We start from the raw sequence: 18790 nt of genomic DNA on the forward strand, positions 1-18790 counted from the left end.
GCGCGGCGGTGCGGGGCGGGGCGCGGTGGTGCGGCGCCGGCGCGGCTGTGCGGGTGCGGGCGGGGGTGGTGCGCGGGGGGGTAGCGGAGGGGCCGTGCGGCGCGCGTCAGCCGCCGAAGGCCGTGAGTGCGTCCTCCGCGGTGTTGCGCGCCCATACGTACTCGTCCGCCCACGCCGCCGCGTCCGCGTAGCCGGACTCCGCCGCGATGCGGGCGCAGGCCGCCCCGTAGTCGTACGCCGTCCGCCGCAGCGCCGCGCCGCCCGGGCCCAGCAGCGCCCAGTGTGCGCCGGGGCGCCCGTACGGCATGCCGACGCTGCCCGGGTTGACCACGCCCGCCGACGACCATGCGGCGGAAGACGTCGCCGCGCACGTGCGCCGAGCGCGGCAGCCGTTCGGCGATCAACTGGGCGACGGTGGACTTACCGGCGGCCTGGATGCCGGTCAGCATCAGGACGGCCGGGATGTCGGGGAAAACGGGCGGCTCCTCGGAATGCGGCCGGGACGGCCGGCGTTGTCGCTGGCGTCAACGTTGCGAGTATCACAGCAGGGAGATGGCTCATGGCGGCTGCCGCCGGTGAAACGCCCGAGGTCGACTTCTACTTCGACCCTGCTTGTCCGTTCGCGTGGATCACCTCGCGCTGGATCCTCGAAGTGGAGCGGCAGCGGGACATCGACCTGCGCTTCAGGGTGATGAGCCTGTCCGTGCTCAACGAGGGCCGTGACCTGCCGGAGGGGTACCGGAAGCTGATGGACCAGGCGTGGGGCCCGGTGCGGGTCTGCATCGCCGCCGCGCAGCAGCACGGCGAGGACGTGCTGCGCGACCTCTACACCGCCCTCGGCACCCGCATCCACAACCAGGGGGAGAAAGACTACGAGACCGTCATCAAGGGCGCCCTGGCCGACGTGGGCCTGCCCGCCGAACTGGCCGCGGCGGCGGAGAGTGACGAGTACGACAAGGCGCTGCGCGCCAGCCACCACGAGGGCATGGACCCGGTCGGCGAGGACGTCGGCACCCCGACGATCCACATCGACGGCGTGGCGTTCTTCGGCCCGGTGATGACCGCCATCCCGCGGGGCGAGGAGGCGCTGCGGATCTTCGACGGGGCGCTGGCGATGGCGTCGTACCCGAAGTTCTTCGAGCTGAAGCGGACGCGCACGGGCGAGCTGAGCTTCGACTGAGCGGAACGCGCCGGTAAGGACCGGGCGCCCATGGGGGCCCGGTCCTTACCTGTGTGCCGGCGTACCGGCCTCCGCTGCCGGCCGGCGGCGTCTCGTGTAAAGCCAGGCCGCCGCCGCCACCGACAGCGGCCACAGCAGGTACGGGCCGGAGGCCACCAGCAGCGCTACGACCGCGATCAGCGCCGGCACCGCCGCCTTCCGCCCCGCGCTGCCGCGCGGCAGCAGCCGGAACGCGGCGGCCACGCCCACCGCGTACACCGTCGTGAACGAGCCCGTGGTCAGCAGCACCAGCGGCTTCGTGCCGGTGTCCGCCAGCGTCACCGCGGCCAGCGCCGTGAACGCCAGCGCCGAGAGCAGCGCCAGGCTGCGCCGCGGCACCTCCCCGGCTTCGCTGCCCCGCGCCAGCTTCGCCGGCAGCGCCCCGTCGCGGCCGAGGGCGGCGCCCAGCTTGGCGGCGCCGGCGTAGTAGACGTTCATGACGCCGAGGGTCAGCAGCAGCGCGGCGCTCGCGGCCAGATGGCGGGCGGGGCCGCCGAGGCCGCTGGCCATGAGGTCCCCGAGCGGCGCGTCGGCGTCCGCGGCGGCCGGGCCGAGCACCGCGACGACGGCGAAGGCGACGGACAGGTACAGCACGCCGACCAGCGCGACGGCCGCGCCCGTCGCGCGCGGCAGGTCGCGGGCGGGCCGGCGGAACTCGCCCGCCAGGTGCGTGATCGCCTCCCAGCCCGCGAAGCTCCAGACCAGCAGCGCGGCGGCGGGGGCGACGGCGGTCCAGCCGTGCGGTGCGAAGGGCCGCAGATTGTCCGTACGGGCGTGGGGGAGCGACAGCAGCACCGCGGTCAGCAGGAAGACCACCAGCAGTATGGCGAGCGCCAGTTGCAGCCGGCCGGTCACCTTCAGCCCCGCGGTGTTGGCGGCGGTCACGGCGACCATGAGCCCGACGGCGGTGGCGACGGTCGTCGCCCGGCCGCCGCCCACGGAGGCGGAGACGTACGCGCCGCCGAAGAGCGCGGCGGCTGCGGCGCCGGGCGGCACCGCGAGGAAGAAGCACCAGCCGACGACGGTCGCGGCCCGCTCGCCGAAGGCGAGCCGGGCGTACGTCGAGACACCGCCGGAGTCGGGGTGGCGGGCGCCGAGGGCGGCGAAGGTGGCGGCCAGCGGCACGGAGATCAGCACGAGCGCGGCCCACGCGACGAGGGAGGCGGGGCCCGCGGTGTCGGCGGCGAGCGCGGGCAGGGTGATGACGCCGGTGCCGAGGACGGCGCCGACGTACATCGCGGTGCCCTGCGCGGCGGTGAGGCTGCCGCCCGAGTGCACGGGAGCCCGCCCCGGCCGCGGGCGGCGCCCCCGGCTGCTGCCCGGGGCAGGTCCCGGGCGTACCGGGATCGCGGCGTGCGGCTGTGCGGCGTCGCCCGCCGGGGCGGCATCGCTGGTGGTGTCGGCCATGCCTGGAGCCTCGCCCGTCGGCCCCGCGCCCGGCCATGGGCAGAAATGCCTCCCTGCGCTGAATTCCTGCCATGTCTACGCCGCCTCCCCCGGGACCGGCCCGGCCGGCCGTCCCCGGGGACGGGCTGGCGCCCGTGCTCGACGGGGCCCGCGCCCGGCTCCACGAGCCGCTGACCGTGGCCCGGCAGGCCCGCTGCGCGGGCCTCGTCACGCGGCGCCGGTCACCGCCAGGTGGGTACGGCGATGGCGGGGCGACTCCGCCTCGTCCAGCAGGGCGACCGCGAAGTCGGGGTACGAGATGCGCTCCCCTGGGTCGCCGTGCGGGTGGACGCGGTAGCCGTCCCCCGTGCGGCCGGCGTCGTGGTCGAAGTCGCCGGCGGGGCTGATGTAGAGCCAGTCCAGCTCGGGCGGCGCCGCGCGGAGGACGTCCAGGCCCGCCGCGTGCGCCTCGCAGAAGGTGCGGAACTCCGCCGGGGACTCCGGGCTGTCGAGCAGCCGGCGGCCCGTCGCGTCCGGCAGCAGCGACGCCAGCCCGACCATCACCAGCCGCGGCACCTCCGCCCGGGCGAGACCGGCCACCAGCGCCTTCGCCGAGCCGCGGAAGAACGCGTCCGGGTCCGTGCCCTCCCCGTACACCGCCGCCGCGGCGATCGCCGCGGTGCAGCCGGCGGCCGTGGCCGCCACCGCCTCCACGTCCGTCGCGTCGCCGGCAACCAGCCGTACGCCCTCGCCCGCGACGCCCGCGTGCTTCGCCGGGTCCCGCACCACGGCCACCACCTCGTGCCCCCGGCGCCGTGCCTCCGCCACCGCCCGGCGACCGGCCCTGCCGCCCGCCCCGTACACCACGATCCTGCCCATCCCGCGTACCTCCCGCTCGGCCGTCGTCGTCCGCGTACGCTAACCGGACCTGCGGTTTCCTCCGTGATACCGGGATCGCCGCCTACGCTGGCGGGATGAGCGAGCCGCTGCGCCCCGACATGTTCGACGAGCTGTGCCCGTCGTCGATGCTGCCGTTCCGCTTCGGCGACAAATGGGGCGCCCTGCTCCTCACCTGCCTTCAGGACGGGCCGCGCCGCTTCTCCGAACTCCGCGTCCCGCTGCGGCGGGTGACGCCCAAGGTGATGACCCGCTCGCTGCGGGCACTCGAGCGCGACGGGCTGGTGTCGCGCACGGTGTACGAGGGGCTGCCGCAGCGGGTGGAGTATGCGCTGACGCCGCTGGGGCAGAGCATGCTGGCGCCGCTGCACGCGGCGTGCGCGTGGGCGACGGAGCACTGGGACGAACTGCTCGACGCCCGGGAGGCGTACGAGCGGAGGGCGGGGGCTGCGGGGGCCGCGGGCGCCTGAGCCCCGGCGGGGGCGACTGCCGCGTTCCCTTCAGCGGCATCCCTCCGCTACGTCCCCTCGCCCCGGCCCGCCGCGTCCTTCCCGCCCAGCGGGAAGCGCAGCCACTGGCGCCACCGCGGCCCGGCGTACGCCACGAGGTCCGCCGCCGGGGCGCCGATGCCGTCGTCGTGGACGAAGGAGTGAGGAACTGCTCGACGGGTTGGGTGCGCGAGGTCGGGTTAGCTCGATCGTGTGAGGGTCGGCTCGGGCGCTTGCGGCGCGCTGGGCTGTCCGGGTTAGCGTGTCCGTGCGATCTGGGGCGCCGGGCACGGTGTCAGCGTGCGGGGCCCCCGCTCCACCGGAGTGATGGTCCGGGTCTTCTCCGTCGCCACTGGCTGTACCCGTGTGGTCAGGTCGCGCAGGGAGCCGGCCTCCCGGGATCGGACCACGCACAGGATGCGTGTCGCTGCCCCGGGGTCGAGTACGCCGGGGACCAGTGCGCTCAAGACCGTTCGGGGCGTGCGGCTGACAGGACTCGCTCCCGCTCAGTCCTCAGGAACGGTAGAGCACGGTGACGTGGGCCGTCCCGCCGTGGGCGGCGGCGGTGTCGTAGCGGGCGCGCCGCGGCCTCGGGTGCGGCGTCGGGCGCGGGTTCGGGGTGCGGCGGCGGCATGCAGTGGATCGTACGGCCGCGGCGCGTGCCGCGGTCCCGGCGCCCGGGCGGCGCGTGGAAATCGTCTGTCCGGCGTCTTCGCGTACCGCGTACCGTAGCGATCATGACTACGGACCACGAGCTGCACCGGCGGCGCGCCTCCTCCTTCGGCAGCCAGGCCGCGGCCTACGCCGAGTTCCGCCCCGACTACTCCGCGGCCGCGGTCCGGTGGGCCCTGGCCCCGGTCGCGGACCGCGAGGGGCCGCACGTCCTCGACCTCGCCGCGGGCACCGGCAAGCTGACCGCCGCGCTGGTCGCGAAGGGCGTGCCGGTCACGGCCGTCGAACCGGACGCGGCGATGCTGGCCGAGCTGCGGCGCGCGCTGCCGGACGTGCCGGCGCACGAGGGCACGGCGGAACGGATCCCGCTGCCGGCCGAGTCCGTGGACGCGGTGCTCGTGGGGCAGGCGTTCCACTGGTTCGAGCCGGAGCGGGCGCTGCCGGAGATCGCCCGGGTGCTGCGGCCGGGCGGGGTGGTCGCCGCGCTGTGGAACATGGGTGACCACGAGGTGGACTGGATCGTCGGGATGGACGAGGTCACGCACGGCGACGCGTGCTTCGCCGACCAGTCGGACGAGGTGGAACTGCCGGCGCACGCACGGTACGAGCCGGTGCAGCGACAGCGGTTCCCCAACAGGGCGCGGTACACGCGCGACTCGCTGACGGCGATGGTCGCCACGCACTCGCGTGTGCTGCTGCTCCCGGAGGACGAGCGGGCGCAGTTGCTCGCGCGGGTACGCGGATACCTGACGGCGCGGCCGGAGACGCAGGCCGCGGAGTTCGAGGTGCCGCTGGTCACGATGGCCGACAGGGCGGTCCTGCGGGGCTGAGCGGGGGAGTTGCCGCTGCCCTACCCGTCATACCTGAGAGCTACGCGGCAGAGGGGCTCCTGGGCGGGACGCCGACGAGGGCCGGCGGTTCGTAGCTTTCTCACCGGATCACACCCCCGGTGAGAGGACCCCGCCATGGCACCGCCCCGACTGTGCGAACCCGGCTCGGGCGGGCGGAGGCGGAGGCGGGGGCGGGGGCATGGGCGGTTGCGGCGGGGGCTGCTTGCCGGGTTGGTCGCCGCCTCCGTGGCGTTGCCCGTGGCCGCCGCGGCCCGGCCCGCCGCCGTGCCCGCGCCGGCGCCGGACGTGCCGTTCGACGCCGACGCCGCGACCCCCGCGGCCCTCGCCCAGCGGTACGCCGCCAACCGCGAGGCCCTCCGCGCCGCCGCGCGGACGGCCGCCGCCCACGGCGACCGGCGCCGCGCCGCCTCGCTGCGCGCCATGGCGGCGCCGGGCCGGCACTTCCTCTCGTTCGACGGCCGCGACGGCGGGCGCAGCGCCGAGGTCTTCGGCGACCTGGCGCACGCCGAGCGGATCGCCGTCCTCGTCCCCGGCGCCGGCACCGGCCTCGACTCGTACGGGCGCCTGCGCGCCGGTGCCGCGGCGCTGCGCGGCGAACTGCGCGGCGGCGGCGCCGTCGTCGCCTGGCTCGGCTACGCGACGCCGGACACCCTCAGCCCCGGGTCGCTGACCACCGGCCGCGCCGAGGCCGCCGCGCCCCCGCTGCGCGCCTTCGTCCGGTCCCTGGCCGCCGCCCGGCCGGGCGCCCGGATCTCGCTGCTCTGCCACTCGTACGGCTCCGTGGTCTGCGGCAGCGCCGCGGCGGGGCTGCGGGTCGCGGACATCGTGCTGTACGGGAGCCCGGGCGTCGGTGCCGGCAGCGCCGCCGAGCTGCGTACGCCCGCCACGGTGTGGGCGGGCCGGGGCGCGGACGACTGGGTGGGCGGCGTACCGCACGTGCGGATACCGCTGCTCGTGACGGAGCTCGGCTTCGGCACCGACCCGGTCTCACCGGACTTCGGCGCCTGCCCCTTCGCCGCGGGCCCGGGCGGCCACAGCGACTACCTGGACCCCGGCTCCGTACCGCTGCGGAGCATGGCCCGGATCGTCGAGGGGGAGGCCGCGTGCGCGGCCCGGGGCGCACCGGGCGGGGGCACCGGACAGCAGGCCGCGGCACGCCCGTACGCACACGGGCCCGCCTCTGCTCTCGGGTACGCGCATGGACCTGCCCCCGCTCTTCCGTACCCGCACATGCCCGCCTCTGCTCTCCGGTACGCGCACGGGCCCGCGCCTGCTCTCCCGTGCGCGCATGGACCCGCCCCCGCTCTTCCGTACCCGCACGTGCCCGCCCCTCCGTCCCTCCGGCCCGCCGGCGGCACCCGTGCGTGACGCCCTCCTGCGCATCGACGCCGCCACCCCGCCCACCCGCGACCGCGGCATCGACGCCCTGCGCGCCCTCGCCACCCTCGGCGTCGTGCTCGGGCACTGGCTGGTCACCGCCCTCGTCGTCGACAGCGGCACCGTGCGCGCCGCCAGCCCGCTGCACTACATGCCCGCGCTGGCACCCGTCTCCTGGCTCCTGCAGACCCTGGCCGTCTTCTTCTTCGTCGGCGGCTACGCCGCCGCACGCGGCCACGCCGCCGCCCGCGCCGCCGGCACCCCCTGCGCCCGCTGGCTCCGCGCCCGCCTCGACCGGCTCTTCCGGCCCGTCGCCGCCGTGCTCGCGGTGTGGGCGGCGGTGCTCGGGGTGCTGCTGGCGGACGGCGCCGGGTACGCGACCGTACGCGCCCTCGGCAAGCTGGCGCTGTCGCCGCTGTGGTTCCTGCTGGTGTTCGCCGTGCTGACCGCGGCGACCCCGCTGGCCGTCCGGCTGCACCCGCTGTGGCCGCTGGCCGTGGTCGGCTGCGTGGACCTGTGGCGGCTGGGGCCGGGCGGGCCCGCCGCGCTGGGGTGGGTGAACGTCGCCGCGGGGTGGCTCGTGCCGTACGCCCTGGGCGCGCGCGGCGCGCACCGCGGGCTGCCGGGGCGGCGTACGGCCTGGGCGCTGCTCGGCGGCGGCGCGGCGGCGACCGCGGCGCTGGTGCTCGTCGCCGGCTACCCGGCGGCCATGGTCGGCGTGCCCGGTGCCGCGGTCTCCAACCTGGACCCGCCGACTCTCGCCGCCGTCGCCTTCGGCCTCGCCCAGTGCGGCGCTGCGCTGCTGCTGCTCGGGCCGCTGCGCCGGGTGCTGCGGCGGCCGGCGGCGTGGGCGGCGGTGGCGCTGCTCAACCTGTCGGCGATGACGGTCTTCCTCTGGCACCAGACGGCGATGATGGCGGTCTCGGCCCTCGGCCTGCTCGCGGGCGGCGCGCTGCCGGGGCTGCACACGGTGCCGGACGGGGGCGGCTGGGTACGGGCCCGGCTGGTGTGGCTGCCGGCGTTCGCGGCGGCGCTGCTGGTGTGCCGGGCGGCTTTCCAGCCGTACGAGAGACGTCCGGCGGGCCCGGGCCGCGTGCGAGGTACCTAGGGTGGAGCGAACGAGGGAGGGGACGATGGCGAAGCGACCGGCCGAGTGGCTGCGTACGGCCCTGCGTACGGCCTTGCGGGCGCTGCGCGCGGACCTGTGGACGACGGCCGTCAGCCCGCCGCCGCGTACGGCACCGGCCGCCACCGGGCGCTCCCGGCTGCGCGAGTGGCTGCCGGCGCTGGCCGTGCCGGTCGTGCTGGGGCTGGCGGCGCTGCAGATCGCCGCCGTCAACCAGTACGCCTTCGGCTACGGCATGGGCATGCGTATCGCCGCCCTGCTCGCGACGCTGCAGACGGCCGCGTTCCTGATCGCGCTGGTCCGGCCGGTGCTCGCGTGGTGGATCACGACGGTGGCCATGCTGGTGGTCGCGCGGTACGCGCTCGTCTCCCCGGGCACCGGCCCGGGCGCGATGTTCCCCTGGACCGGCACCGGGCTCGTGCTCCAGGCCACGGTGCTGTTCGCGGTGGCGCTGCGGTGCCGGCCGCGGGTCGCCGTCGAGACGCTGGTGATCAGCGTGCTGGCGGGCCTCGGGTACGGCTTCCTCGGCGACACGGAGGGCGTGCCGTTCGCCGTCTTGGTCCTCACCCTCCCCGTCGGCGTCGGCGTCGCGCTGCGCGGGCGGCGGGTGGCCCGTACGGAACTGGCGGCACAGGAGGAGCTGACGGCGGAGGAGCGGGCCCGGCGCGTACTGCTCCAGGAGCGCACCCGGATCGCGCGGGAGCTGCACGACGTGGTGGCGCACCACATGTCGGTGATCTCCATCCAGGCGCAGGTCGCGCCGCACCTGGTGGAGAACCCGCCGGCGGAGCTGACGGAGAACCTCGCGGGGATCCGCGCGAGCGCCGTCGAGGCGCTGACCGAACTGCGCCGGGTGCTGGGCGTGCTGCGCGCCGACGACGGCGGCGGCGGTGTCACGGACGGCGGCGGAACGGGCACCCCGGCCGACCCCGGCGCGCAGCCCGCCGCCCCCGCCCTCCACCCCCACGACGTACGCCACGCCCCGCAGCCCACTCTCGACCGCCTCGGCGAACTCGCCGCCGCCGTGCGCCGCGCCGGGGTCGGCGTCGGCACCCGGACCACCGGCGAGCCGTACGCGCTGCCGCCCGGCATCGAGCTGTCCGCGTACCGCATCGTGCAGGAAGCGCTCAGCAACGTGGTCAGGCACGCACCCGGAGCCCGCGCCCGGGTCGAGATCGGCTACCACCCCGCGGGCCTCACCGTCCGCGTCGCCAACACCGCGCCCGAGCGCGCCGCCCCGCCCTGGGCGGGCGCGGGGCACGGGCTGCTGGGGATGCGGGAGCGCGCGGCGATGCTCGGCGGCGAACTGGCCGCCGGCCCCACCCCCGACGGCGGCTACGAGGTCAGCGCGCTATTGCCCGCCGCGCCCACCGCACCCACCGCACCCGCCGCACCCGCCGCGCCCGCCGCACCCGCCGCGCCCGCCGCGCCCGCCATGGCCGCCACCCCGGACGCTGAGGACTCCCCGTGACGAACATCCGCGTGCTGATCGCCGACGACCAGGTCATGGTGCGCCAGGGCTTCACCGTGCTGCTCGACGCCGAACCCGGCATCGAGGTCGTCGGCCAGGCGGTGGACGGCACCGACGCCGTCGCGAAGGCGGCGGAACTGCGCCCGGACGTCGTACTGATGGACATCCGGATGCCCGGCCTGGGCGGCATCGAGGCCACTCGCCGCCTCACCGGGACACCGGACGCGGCGGCCGTCCGGGTGCTGATCCTGACCACCTTCGACCTCGACGAGTACGTGTACGAGGCGCTGCGCGCGGGCGCGTCCGGGTTTCTGCTGAAGGAAGCCTCGGCCGCGGAGCTGGCCCACGCCGTACGGGTCGTCGCCACCGGCGACGCGCTCCTCGCCCCCGCCGTGACCCGCCGGCTGATCACCGAGTTCGCCCGGCTGACCCGCACCCCGCAGGCGCCGCGGACGGACCGCGTCGGCGGCCTGACGGAGCGCGAGACCGAGGTGCTGAGCCTGATCGCGCAGGGCCTGTCGAACGCGGAGATCGCCGAGCGGCTGGTGGTGGCGGAGCAGACGGTGAAGACCCACGTGGGCCGGATCCTGACCAAACTGGGCCTGCGCGACCGCACCCAGGCAGCGGTCTTCGCCTACGAAACCGGCCTCGTCCGCCCCACGGGCCGCAGCTAGCGGGCGAGGCGGAGGTCCCACCCGCCGATCGCCACGCTGTACGCCGCAGTCATGCTTTGGTGCGCGTGGCGTGCGTAGGTGAGCAAAAGTCGGTCTCGGTGGGCGATTTGCCCTGATTTTGTGGGTGGGTTACCGCGAGTTTGTCACGGCGAGGCGCATGGGGGACGCCCCAGAGGGCGGATGCGGCGCCGGCTGGCCGGGTGCCGTCGCCTGCCAGCCGGCGTCCTGCACTCCGGTCCTGGCGGCCACGCCTTCGGCGTCCTCAATCGCCGATGGGGAGGGGTGGGGGAAGGGGTGGCCGGTGCCGGGTCCGCCGCCTGGTCCGTTCCGTGCCGGATGAGTGACGAATCTCATGCGCCGGCGTCCAGGCGCCCAACTGGACTGCCCGGGCGGCGAGATGGCGGGAAGGTGTCGCGTCTGCGGCCTTCGCGGCGCCTCTGAGCTGGGGGATTGCGTGATCCGCAGGTGTTCGCCGCGCGGGCTTGGGAGGGCTAGGGTAATCGAACGGGCGTACGATAGAAGGTATCGGTGCCAACCAGTCGAAATGGGGTGGAGTGATGGAGGTGCGGCATGGTGGGCTTCGCCCACGTGCACGTCGCGTCCGGTTACTCCGCCCGCTACGGCGCGGCCCATCCGGAGCAGCTCGTCCAGCGGGCCGCCGAGCGCGGCATGGGAGCCCTCGCGCTGACCGACCGGGACACCGTCACCGGTGCCGTCCGGTTCGTCCGGGCCTGCGCGGAGGCCGGGGTCCGGCCGGTGCTGGGGGTCGATCTGGCGGTGGCGGGCGTGGCGCCGCCGCCGCCCGCGCCGCGGCGGCGCACCCCGGTGCGGGGCGGTGGGCACGTGGCCGAGCCGCCGCTGCGGTTCGTGCTGCTCGCGCGGGACAGGGCGGGGTGGGCCCGGCTGTGCCGCATCGTGTCCGCCGCCCATGCGGAGGTGCCGGCCGGCAGCCCGCCGGTGGTCCCGTGGCAGGCGCTGCGCGAGCACGGCGGCGCCGGCCTGGTGGCCCTGCTCGGGCCGCTCTCCGAGCCGGTACGGGCGCTGGCGGCGGGGCGGGAGGACGTCGCGGCGAAGCTGCTGGCGCCGTGGCGGGAGGTCTTCGGGGACGGGCTCCGGCTGGAGGCCGTCGCGCACCGGCGCGCGGGCGTCGGACCCGGGTCGCTCCGCCTCGCGGCCCGCACCCTGGCGCTGGGCGACCACACGGGTACCACCGTCGTGCTCGCCAACGCCGTCCGCTACGCCGACCCGGATCAGCACCGCCTCGCGGACGTCCTGGACGCCGCGCGGCTGCTGCGGCCGGTCGACTGGCGCCGGCTGGACAGCGGGCAGCGCTGGCTCAAGGACGGGAAGGAGATGGCGGCCGTCGCACGGCTGGTCGCCGAGTGCGCCGGAGCGGACGTACGGCGGGCGCGCCGCCTGCTGGCGGACACCGCCGCCACGGCCGCCGCGTGCACGATCGACCCCGAAGCGGACCTCGGGCTGGGGCGACGGCACTTCCCCGAGGCCGCGCTCTTCGGCGCCGGGCCCGGCGCGGACGCAGCCGCGCACCTGCTGCGCCGGCAGTGCGAGGCCGGCATGGTCCGGCGCGGCCTCGACCGCGACCGTACGGCCCGTACCCGACTGGACGAGGAGCTGACGGCGATCTCCGCACTCCGCTACGACTCGTACTTCCTCGCCGTCGGCCAGGTCGTCGCCGACATCCGGGCCAAGGGCATCCGGGTCGCGGCCCGCGGCTCGGGCGCCGGCTCGCTGGTCTGCCACGTCCTGGGCATCGCCACGGCCAACCCCCTCGACCACCGGCTGCTCTTCGAGCGCTTCCTGAGCGTCCGGCGCAACTCGCTGCCCGACATCGACATCGATGTGGAGTCCGCCCGCCGGCTGGAGTGCTACGACGCGATCTTCGACCGGTTCGGCAGGGAACGGGTGGCGGTCACCGCCATGCCCGAGACCTACCGGGCCCGCCGCGCGCTGCGGGACACCGGTCTCGCCCTCGGCATCGCGCCCGCCGACGTCGACCGGATCGCCAAGAGCTTCCCGCACCTGCGCGCCTGTGACATCACCGGTGCCCTCGCCGAGCTGCCCGAGCTGCGGCAACTGGCCGCCGAGGCGCACCGCTACGGCCCGCTGTGGGAACTCGCCGAGGGGCTCGACGCCCTCGTACACGGCATGGCCATGCACCCGTGCGGCGTGGTCATCAGCGACGCCACCCTGCTGGACCGGCTGCCGGTGCAGCCCACCCCGCAGGGCGACTACCCCATGGCCATGGCCGCGAAGGAGGAGATCGAGGAACTCGGCAACATCAAGCTCGACGTCCTGGGCGTGCGCATGCAGTCCGCGATGGCCCACGCCGTCGCCGAGATCGAACAGGCCACGGGCAACCGCATCGACCTGGACGACCCCGGACAGGTGCCGCTCGACGACGTCTTCGCGTTCAAGCTCATCCAGAACAGCGAGACCCTGGGCCTGTTCCAACTGGAGTCACCCGGCCAGCAGGACCTGCTCTCCCGGCTCCAGCCCCGCGACCCGCAGGACGTCATCGCGGACATCAGCCTCTTCCGCCCCGGCCCGGTCGCCGGCGGCATGCCCGAGCGCTACGTCGCCGCCCGCCACGGCGGCGCACCCGCGTACGCCCACCGGGACCTGGAGCCGGTACTCGCCGACACCTACGGCGTGACCATCTGGCACGAGCAGATCATCGAGACGCTGTCGGTGCTGACCGGCTGCGACTACGCGCTGGCCGAGGTCGCCCGGCGCGCGCTGGGGGACGGCGAGCGGCTGCCCCGGATCAGGGACTGGTTCCACCGCCGGGCCCGCTCGCGCGGCTATGACCAGGCCGTACGGGACGAGGTCTGGAAGACCATCGAAGCCTTCGGCTCCTACGGCTTCTGCCGGGCCCACGCGGTCGCCTTCGCCGTCCCCGCGCTGCAGAGCGCCTGGCTCAAGGCGCACTACCCGGCGTTCCTGCTGGCGGGCCTCCTCGAACACGACCCCGGCATGTGGCCCAAGCGCGTCCTCGTCTCCGACGCCCGCCGGCGCGGCGTGCCCGTCCTGCCCGTCGACGTCAACCGCTCCCGGGTGAAGCACACCGTGGAGAAGGACGACGGCACCGACCGGTGGGGGGTGCGGCTCGCGCTGTCCGCGGTGCACGGCATCAGCGAGGACGAGGGCGTACGGATCGAGGCGGGCCAGCCCTACGGATCGCTGTCGGACTTCTGGCAGCGGGCCCGCCCCAGCAGGCCGGTCGCCGAGCGCCTGGCCCAGGTCGGCGCCCTGGACGGCCTCGGCGCCCTCGACGAGGGCCGCCTCACCCGCCGCGACTTCCTCCTGCAGATCGACGAGCTGCACCGGCAGTCCCGGGCCCGCGCCGCGGGCGCGGGCCAACTGCCCATCGGCGCGGACGCGGCCGGCGGGACGGAGCCGAGCGGGCTGCCGGAGATGACCGGGCGCGAGACCCTGAGCGCCGAACTGAACACCCTCGGCATCGACGTCTCCCGGCACCTGATGGAGCACCACCACCGGCTGCTGCGCGAGATCGGCGCGACGGACGCGGCGCACCTGGCCGGGCTGCGCCCCGGGCAGCAGGTGCTCGTCGCCGGCGTGCGGGCCTCCACCCAGACCCCGCCGATCGCCAGCGGCAAGCGCGTCATCTTCGTCACGCTGGAGGACGGCTCCGGCCTTGTCGACCTGGCGTTCTTCGAGGACTCCCACCCGGCCTGCGCGCACACCGTCTTCCACAGCGGCCTGCTGCTGGTACGCGGCACGGTCCAGGTGCGCGGCACCCGCCGCACCGTCGTCGGCACCATGGCCTGGGACCTGGACCGGATCGCCGCCGCCCGCCGCGACGAAGGACCCGGGGCCGCGCTCGCCCTCCTGGGCGAGGACCGGCCGCACCCGACCCCCGCCCAGCCCGGACCTGCCCAGCCCGGACCTGCCCAGCCCGGACCTGCCCAGCCCGGACCTGCCCAGCCCGGACCTGCCCAGCCCCGCCGCACCCTGGCCGACGGCACCGCGGGCGCCCGCCTCCACCCGTACGCCGACCTGCAGCCCGCCGGCAGCAGGTCGGCCGATCTGAAGAAGTTCGGCCACCGCAGCCCGGGGAGCGCGGGATGACCGCACGCGTGCGCCACATCGCGCACCTCCACCTGCACGCCTCGCTGAGCGAGGAGCAGTACGCGGACGTCGTCGAGCTGATGGGCGGCGTCACGCCGCACGTCCAGGAGATGCCGCCCAGCGCCGTCCAGCTCGATCTGACGTCCGCGCTGCGGTACTTCGACCTGTCGCCCTACGACGCGGTCCAGTTGGTGAAGATGCGGCTGAAGGCCCTCTACGGCATCGACAGCAGCGCCGGACTCGCGGGCAACCGCATGCTCGCCGCCATGGCCGCCGATGCGTCCGCGCCGGGAGACACCACCTGCGTGCCCACGGGGCGGGCGGCGGAGTGGCTGTATCCGCGGCCGGTCACCGCCCTGCCGGGGGTCGGCCGCGCGACCGCGGAGAAGCTCGGCAGATACGGCCTGCACACCGTCGGGCAGCTCGCCGAGCTGCCCGCGGTGACCCTGCAGCGGCTCCTCGGCGTCAGCCAGGCCCGCCTGCTCGGCGACCGCGCCCGCGGCCACGACCCGCGCCCGGTCACCCCCGCGCAGCCGGTGGCGGCCATGTCGGCGGAGCTGGTGCTGGACGCCGACTGCCTCGATCCCGTACGGCACCACCGGTCCGTGCTGGGGCTCGCCGACCGGATCGGCCAGCGCCTGCGCGGGGAAGGCCAGGTCGCCGGCCGCCTCACCCTCGTGGTGCGCTACGCCGACCGCAGCTCGACCACGCGGAGCAGGGCCACCGCGGAGCCCACCGACCACTCGCCGGCGCTCGCCGCCACCGCCCTCGGCCTGCTGACCGCCCTCGGGCTGCAGCGGGCTCGGGTACGGGCGTACGCGCTGCGCGCCGAGGACCTGCTGCCGGCGGCCGGCGCGTACCGCCAGCTCTTGCTGGACCCCGGCGACGCCCGCGCCCGCCGCGCCGAGGCGGCTGGGGACCGGGTTCGTCGGCGTTTTGGTCCTGGGGCGGTCCGGCCTGCCACCTTGGCGATTGCGGAGTCGTCGGCGGCGGGATGGGACGCCGGCTGACGGCGCCGGCTTACGGCGCCGGTTGACGCGGCGGGGTCAGCCGCCCAGGGCGCGCTTGAGGACCTTGCCCATGTCGTTGCGGGGGAGGGCGTCGAGGAAGTGGACCCTGCGGGGGCGCTTGTGCGGGGCCAGGTGGTCGGCCACGTACGACTCCAGCTCCGCGGCGGACGGCGGCGTGCCGTCCGGGACCACCCACGCGACGATGCGCTCGCCCAGGTCCGGGTCCGGCTCCGCGGTGACCGCCGCCTCGGCGACCGCCGGGTGCTCCAGCAGCGCGTTCTCGATCTCCCCGGCGCCGATCTTGTAACCGCCGGACTTGATGAGGTCGGTGGCGCGGCGGCCGACGATGCGGAAGCGGCCGGCCGCGTCCCGTACCGCCATGTCACCGGTGCGGAACCAGCCGTCGCGGAACGCCGCGGCCGTCGCCTCGGGGCGGTTGAGATAGCCGGTGAAGAGGTTCGGGCCGCGGACCTCGATCTCGCCGACAGTCTCCCCGTCGTACGCGGTGAGTTCGGCCCCCGCGTCATCGACGAGCCGGGCGGCGACGGAGGGCAGGGGGACGCCGACGCTGCCGGCGGCGTCCGGGTCGTCGGGGCGGACGCTGGTGTTCATCAGCGTCTCCGTCATGCCGTAGCGCTCCACGACCCGGCGGCCGGTGGCCGCGGTGAGCCGGCGGTGGTCCGCCAGCGGCAGCGCCGCGGAGCCGGAGACCAGCAGCCGGGCGCCGGCGAGGGCGGCGGCCAGCGGCGTGCCGGGCGTGCCGGCCGGGTCCCCGGGGGCGGCTGCCGGCCCGGCTCCGGCATCGAGGGCGTCGGCCAGCCGGTGGTACATCGTCGGCACCCCGAACAGCATCGTGCCGCCCGCGTCCAGCGCCGCCGCCACCGCCTCGGGCGCGAAGCGCCCCACGTGGTGCACGGCGCCGCCGCGGCGCAGCGGGCCGAGCACGCCGAGGACCAGCCCGTGCACGTGGAACAGCGGCAGCGCGTGCACCACCGTGTCCCGCTCCGTCCAGCCCCAGACCTCCGCGAGGTCGTCGAGGGTCGAGGCCAGTGCCCGCTGCGCCAGCACGACGCCCTTGGGCGGGCCCGTCGTACCGGAGGTGTAGACGACGAGCGCGGGGGTGTCGGGCGTGGGCGCGGAAGCGGTGGTTCCGGGCCGGGTGGTCGCGGGTTCCGGCTCGCGGGCGGCGGTGTCCGGCCGGGCGCTCGCGGTCGCGGGCTCCGGCGCGGGCTGCGGGCCGGGCGCCGGTGACCCGGCTCGTACGGCCGCCGCCCCGGCGACCGTTCCTGCTTCCGCCCCGGGCACTGTCACGTCCACCCGCTCGGCCTTCGCCAGCGCCTCCGGCAGCTCCGCGTCCGGGGCCGCGAGCACCAGCTCCGGCTCGCTGTCGGCCACGATGTGCGCCAGCTCCCGTACCCCGATACGGGGGTTGAGGGGCACCGCCGCCACGCCCGCCGTCAGCGCCGCCGTCACCGCCACCGCGGTCGCGGGCTCCGGCGTCGCCCAGACGGCCACCCGCCGGGCGCCGCGGAGCCGCCGGGCGAGACCGTCCGCCGCCGCGGCCAGCGCGCAGTACGTCAGGGTGGTGGCGCCGAAGCGCAGCGCGACCCGCTCGGGAGCGGTGCGCAGCGCGGGGAACAACTCCCACGGCGCCTCCGCCTGCGCTGCCCCCTGCGCCGCCCCGGACCCCCGCGACCCCCGCGATTCCCGCGGCTCACGCGGCTTTTCCGTCTCCCGCATACCCACGACGCCTTCCTCCCCGTCAGCCCCGCGCGCACACCTGCTGCCGCGCGCCCGCGCAGGCACCGTAACCCGTCGCCGTGATCCGCATGCTCGCGTACGCCGAATCGCCGCGCCGCCCGTACGAGCCGTATCGGCCCGTACGAGCGGCGCGGCGCCGGCCGGTCCGCAGACCAGCGGTCCCGGCACCCCGGCCCGGCAGTCTCAGCTTGACTCTGTCGGGGATCTTGGAGATGTCGAGGTCAGATGCCGAGGGTTCACCAAGACGTTGACCGGGGGATCTTGTGCTGGTCGAGGTAGTTCTGGAAGGCCGTCGGTTGTCGGGGCGGGGGGCCTTCTGCGGTCGGCGGCAGCGGGCTGAGGCGCTCGATGTTGACGGCGATGGCGGCCAGGACGTGCTGAACGTGAGCCTTGTGCTGGCCGCGATAGCGGCAGCGTCGCACGCCGTGGCCATGGGCGAACTCGTTGACCGTTCCTTCACCCCCGAGCGCGCCGCGTAGCGGGCCTTCCACTCGGGGGTCTGCTGCTCGGTGCGGACACGGAGCTGCAGATCACGGAGTTCGCGGGGAGGGAAGCCCACGTTCCGGGCGCTCTCGCTCTCCGTTCGACTGGGGTCGGGAAGAGGAGAGCCCTGGGGCATGACGGTGAGGTCAGCTCTCCAGGACTTTCCAGGCTCAGTGCCGTGCTTGCTGCGCGAGGTGAGGCCCGCTCACCACGCTGCCGGCCTCGCGGTGGAAGACGACGCAGCCCCCAGCCCGTGCGATGGCGGCTTGGTGCTCCGCACCGAGCCGAGACGGTTGAGGCGGGAGTACGGCTGTTACTTCCAGCCGTCGAGAGAGACCTGCGGGCCGTTGTGCAGGTATCGGTGGAGTGCGCTGTCGGTGGTCTCGACGAACTCCTCGGGAATGGCATTGGCAGGGGTCCAGCGCACCTGGGCGTGTTTGTGCGGCTCGCGGTTCTCCGGTTCACCGGTCCACTCGTGTGCGGTGAAGACGACGGTGAGAAAGCCGTTGGGGGCTTCGACGCCCCAGGCTCCGTGAATGATGTGGGCGACGCGGAGCTGCTCCGGCTTCACCGTGATACCGGTCTCTTCATACAGCTCGCGTACGGCAGTGTCAGTGATGGGCTCGCCAGGGTCTGACTTGCCGACGGGAAGGTCCCACTTGCCTTGGGCGAACTTGGCGTTGGGGCCGCGTTGGAGGAGCAGGACGCGGTCGGTGGTCTTGTCGTGGAGGATGACTGCGGCGACGAGCAGAGTCATGGAATCGGTGGCGGGCTTGAGGGCGCGGGGAGGGTTGCTGGTATCGGGCTGAGCCACGGTGATCCCTTCGTCAGGCGAGCTGGTGGGGCATGCTGGATCAGTGCCTCGCGGGCGCGCCGGGCGAGATCGGCGGCGCCGGGGACTTTTCGGCGTTGGTAGATCGCCAGGGTGGGCCGGATGGAGGTGATGGCCTTTCGGGTGCGGTCGGAGGTCATGCCAGCCATCAGGTTCATGGCGGTGCCCCAGGCGGCGATGGCTTCGTCGGCGCGGGATTGGGCGGCGAGACTGTCGCCGAGGTCAGCGTGGGTGAGGGCGTGGACGCGTTTGTACTTTTCGGGGTCCCAGCGGACTAGGTTCTGTTTCTCGGATCATGTGCGGAGCCAGATGGCCAGGGCTGCGACGGTGATGGTCCCGAGGTAGACGTAGGCGCGTTTGTCGTAGCGGGTGGCCACGGCCCGGTGGTTCTTGAGGCGATTGATCGCCCGCTCGACGACGTTGCGCTTCTTGT

At 75.5% G+C, this 18790-nt stretch carries 13 protein-coding genes and 5 pseudogenes; 9 read left to right on the forward strand and 9 right to left on the reverse strand.

Going from position 1 to position 18790, the window contains the following annotated elements; translation table 11 throughout:
• Window positions 1-106 precede the first annotated feature (106 nt).
• Window positions 107-331, reverse strand: a pseudogene (locus B124_RS27330) (metallophosphoesterase family protein); the annotation flags it as partial.
• Window positions 324-449 (reverse strand): annotated as a pseudogene (locus B124_RS27335) (phosphotransferase); the annotation flags it as partial. The pseudogenes B124_RS27330 and B124_RS27335, both read right to left, overlap by 8 nt.
• Window positions 450-559: 110 nt before the next feature.
• Between B124_RS27335 and B124_RS27340 the strand changes: the two are divergent.
• Window positions 560-1180 carry a mycothiol-dependent nitroreductase Rv2466c family protein gene (locus B124_RS27340; protein WP_496505630.1) on the forward strand — a complete coding sequence of 207 codons (621 nt, stop codon included), beginning with the start codon at window positions 560-562 and terminating at the stop codon, window positions 1178-1180.
• A 45-nt stretch (window positions 1181-1225) separates the two neighbouring features.
• Here B124_RS27340 and B124_RS27345 read toward each other — a convergent pair whose 3' ends face one another.
• Window positions 1226-2626 carry an APC family permease gene (locus tag B124_RS27345; protein WP_496505631.1) on the reverse strand — a complete coding sequence of 467 codons (1401 nt, stop codon included), beginning with the start codon at window positions 2624-2626 and terminating at the stop codon, window positions 1226-1228.
• A gap of 207 nt (window positions 2627-2833) precedes the next feature.
• A complete protein-coding gene (locus B124_RS27350; RefSeq protein ID WP_496505632.1) occupies window positions 2834-3484 on the reverse strand; it encodes an NAD(P)-dependent oxidoreductase in 651 nt (216 codons plus the stop codon).
• Window positions 3485-3579: 95 nt separating this feature from the next.
• Here B124_RS27350 and B124_RS27355 point away from each other — a divergent pair, with 95 nt between their 5' ends.
• From B124_RS27355 to B124_RS27390, 8 genes and pseudogenes are all read left to right on the forward strand, one after another.
• Window positions 3580-3972: a winged helix-turn-helix transcriptional regulator gene (locus B124_RS27355; RefSeq protein WP_496505633.1), complete on the forward strand. Its 393-nt coding sequence runs from the start codon at window positions 3580-3582 to the stop codon at window positions 3970-3972.
• A gap of 755 nt (window positions 3973-4727) precedes the next feature.
• Window positions 4728-5492, forward strand: coding sequence for a class I SAM-dependent methyltransferase (locus B124_RS27360; RefSeq protein ID WP_496505634.1), 765 nt, complete (start codon window positions 4728-4730; stop codon window positions 5490-5492).
• A 219-nt stretch (window positions 5493-5711) separates the two neighbouring features.
• Window positions 5712-6614, forward strand: a pseudogene (locus B124_RS27365) (alpha/beta hydrolase); the annotation flags it as partial.
• Between the two features lie 259 nt (window positions 6615-6873).
• Window positions 6874-7998, forward strand: a complete 1125-nt coding sequence (locus B124_RS27370; protein WP_496505635.1) for an acyltransferase family protein — start codon at window positions 6874-6876, stop codon at window positions 7996-7998.
• 25 nt (window positions 7999-8023) lie between these two features.
• A complete protein-coding gene (locus B124_RS27375) occupies window positions 8024-9487 on the forward strand; it encodes a sensor histidine kinase (RefSeq protein WP_496505636.1) in 1464 nt (487 codons plus the stop codon).
• Window positions 9484-10161 (forward strand): response regulator, encoded by a 678-nt coding sequence (locus B124_RS27380; RefSeq protein WP_496505637.1) that lies wholly within the window; start codon window positions 9484-9486, stop codon window positions 10159-10161. Before B124_RS27375 ends, B124_RS27380 begins: the two co-directional genes overlap by 4 nt.
• Window positions 10162-10731: 570 nt before the next feature.
• Entirely contained in the window at window positions 10732-14271 is a 3540-nt protein-coding gene (locus B124_RS27385) for a DNA polymerase III subunit alpha (RefSeq protein WP_496505638.1), read from the forward strand.
• The gene (locus tag B124_RS27390; RefSeq protein WP_496505639.1) at window positions 14268-15281 is read left to right on the forward strand and encodes a DNA polymerase Y family protein; all 1014 of its coding nucleotides are present in this window, start codon (window positions 14268-14270) and stop codon (window positions 15279-15281) included. The genes B124_RS27385 and B124_RS27390 overlap by 4 nt, the downstream gene beginning before the upstream one ends.
• Before the next feature lie 36 nt (window positions 15282-15317).
• On the opposite strand, the gene B124_RS27395 is transcribed toward B124_RS27390, so the two are convergent.
• The 5 genes and pseudogenes from B124_RS27395 to B124_RS27415 all read right to left on the reverse strand — a co-directional run.
• Entirely contained in the window at window positions 15318-17021 is a 1704-nt protein-coding gene (locus B124_RS27395) for an AMP-binding protein (RefSeq protein WP_496505640.1), read from the reverse strand.
• 257 nt (window positions 17022-17278) lie between these two features.
• A complete protein-coding gene (locus B124_RS27400) occupies window positions 17279-17533 on the reverse strand; it encodes a transposase (RefSeq protein WP_496505641.1) in 255 nt (84 codons plus the stop codon).
• Between the two features lie 305 nt (window positions 17534-17838).
• Window positions 17839-18282, reverse strand: a complete 444-nt coding sequence (locus B124_RS27405; protein WP_496505650.1) for an NUDIX domain-containing protein — start codon at window positions 18280-18282, stop codon at window positions 17839-17841.
• 98 nt (window positions 18283-18380) lie between these two features.
• Window positions 18381-18635, reverse strand: a pseudogene (locus B124_RS27410) (tetratricopeptide repeat protein); the annotation flags it as partial.
• A 15-nt stretch (window positions 18636-18650) separates the two neighbouring features.
• A pseudogene (locus tag B124_RS27415) lies at window positions 18651-18790 on the reverse strand (IS5/IS1182 family transposase); the annotation flags it as partial.

It is taken from the genome of Streptomyces sp. CNP082 (assembly GCF_059570535.1).

Bases quoted from the DNA above. Each gene is read 5' to 3' on its own strand.
- B124_RS27340 (WP_496505630.1), top strand. From the start codon at position 560: ATGGCGGCTGCCGCCGGTGAAACGCCCGAGGTCGACTTCTACTTCGAC.
- B124_RS27345 (WP_496505631.1), bottom strand. From the start codon at position 2,626: ATGGCCGACACCACCAGCGATGCCGCCCCGGCGGGCGACGCCGCACAG.
- B124_RS27350 (WP_496505632.1), bottom strand. From the start codon at position 3,484: ATGGGCAGGATCGTGGTGTACGGGGCGGGCGGCAGGGCCGGTCGCCGG.
- B124_RS27355 (WP_496505633.1), top strand. From the start codon at position 3,580: ATGAGCGAGCCGCTGCGCCCCGACATGTTCGACGAGCTGTGCCCGTCG.
- B124_RS27360 (WP_496505634.1), top strand. From the start codon at position 4,728: ATGACTACGGACCACGAGCTGCACCGGCGGCGCGCCTCCTCCTTCGGC.
- B124_RS27375 (WP_496505636.1), top strand. From the start codon at position 8,024: ATGGCGAAGCGACCGGCCGAGTGGCTGCGTACGGCCCTGCGTACGGCC.
- B124_RS27385 (WP_496505638.1), top strand. From the start codon at position 10,732: ATGGTGGGCTTCGCCCACGTGCACGTCGCGTCCGGTTACTCCGCCCGC.
- B124_RS27390 (WP_496505639.1), top strand. From the start codon at position 14,268: ATGACCGCACGCGTGCGCCACATCGCGCACCTCCACCTGCACGCCTCG.
- B124_RS27395 (WP_496505640.1), bottom strand. From the start codon at position 17,021: ATGCGGGAGACGGAAAAGCCGCGTGAGCCGCGGGAATCGCGGGGGTCG.
- B124_RS27405 (WP_496505650.1), bottom strand. From the start codon at position 18,282: ATGACTCTGCTCGTCGCCGCAGTCATCCTCCACGACAAGACCACCGAC.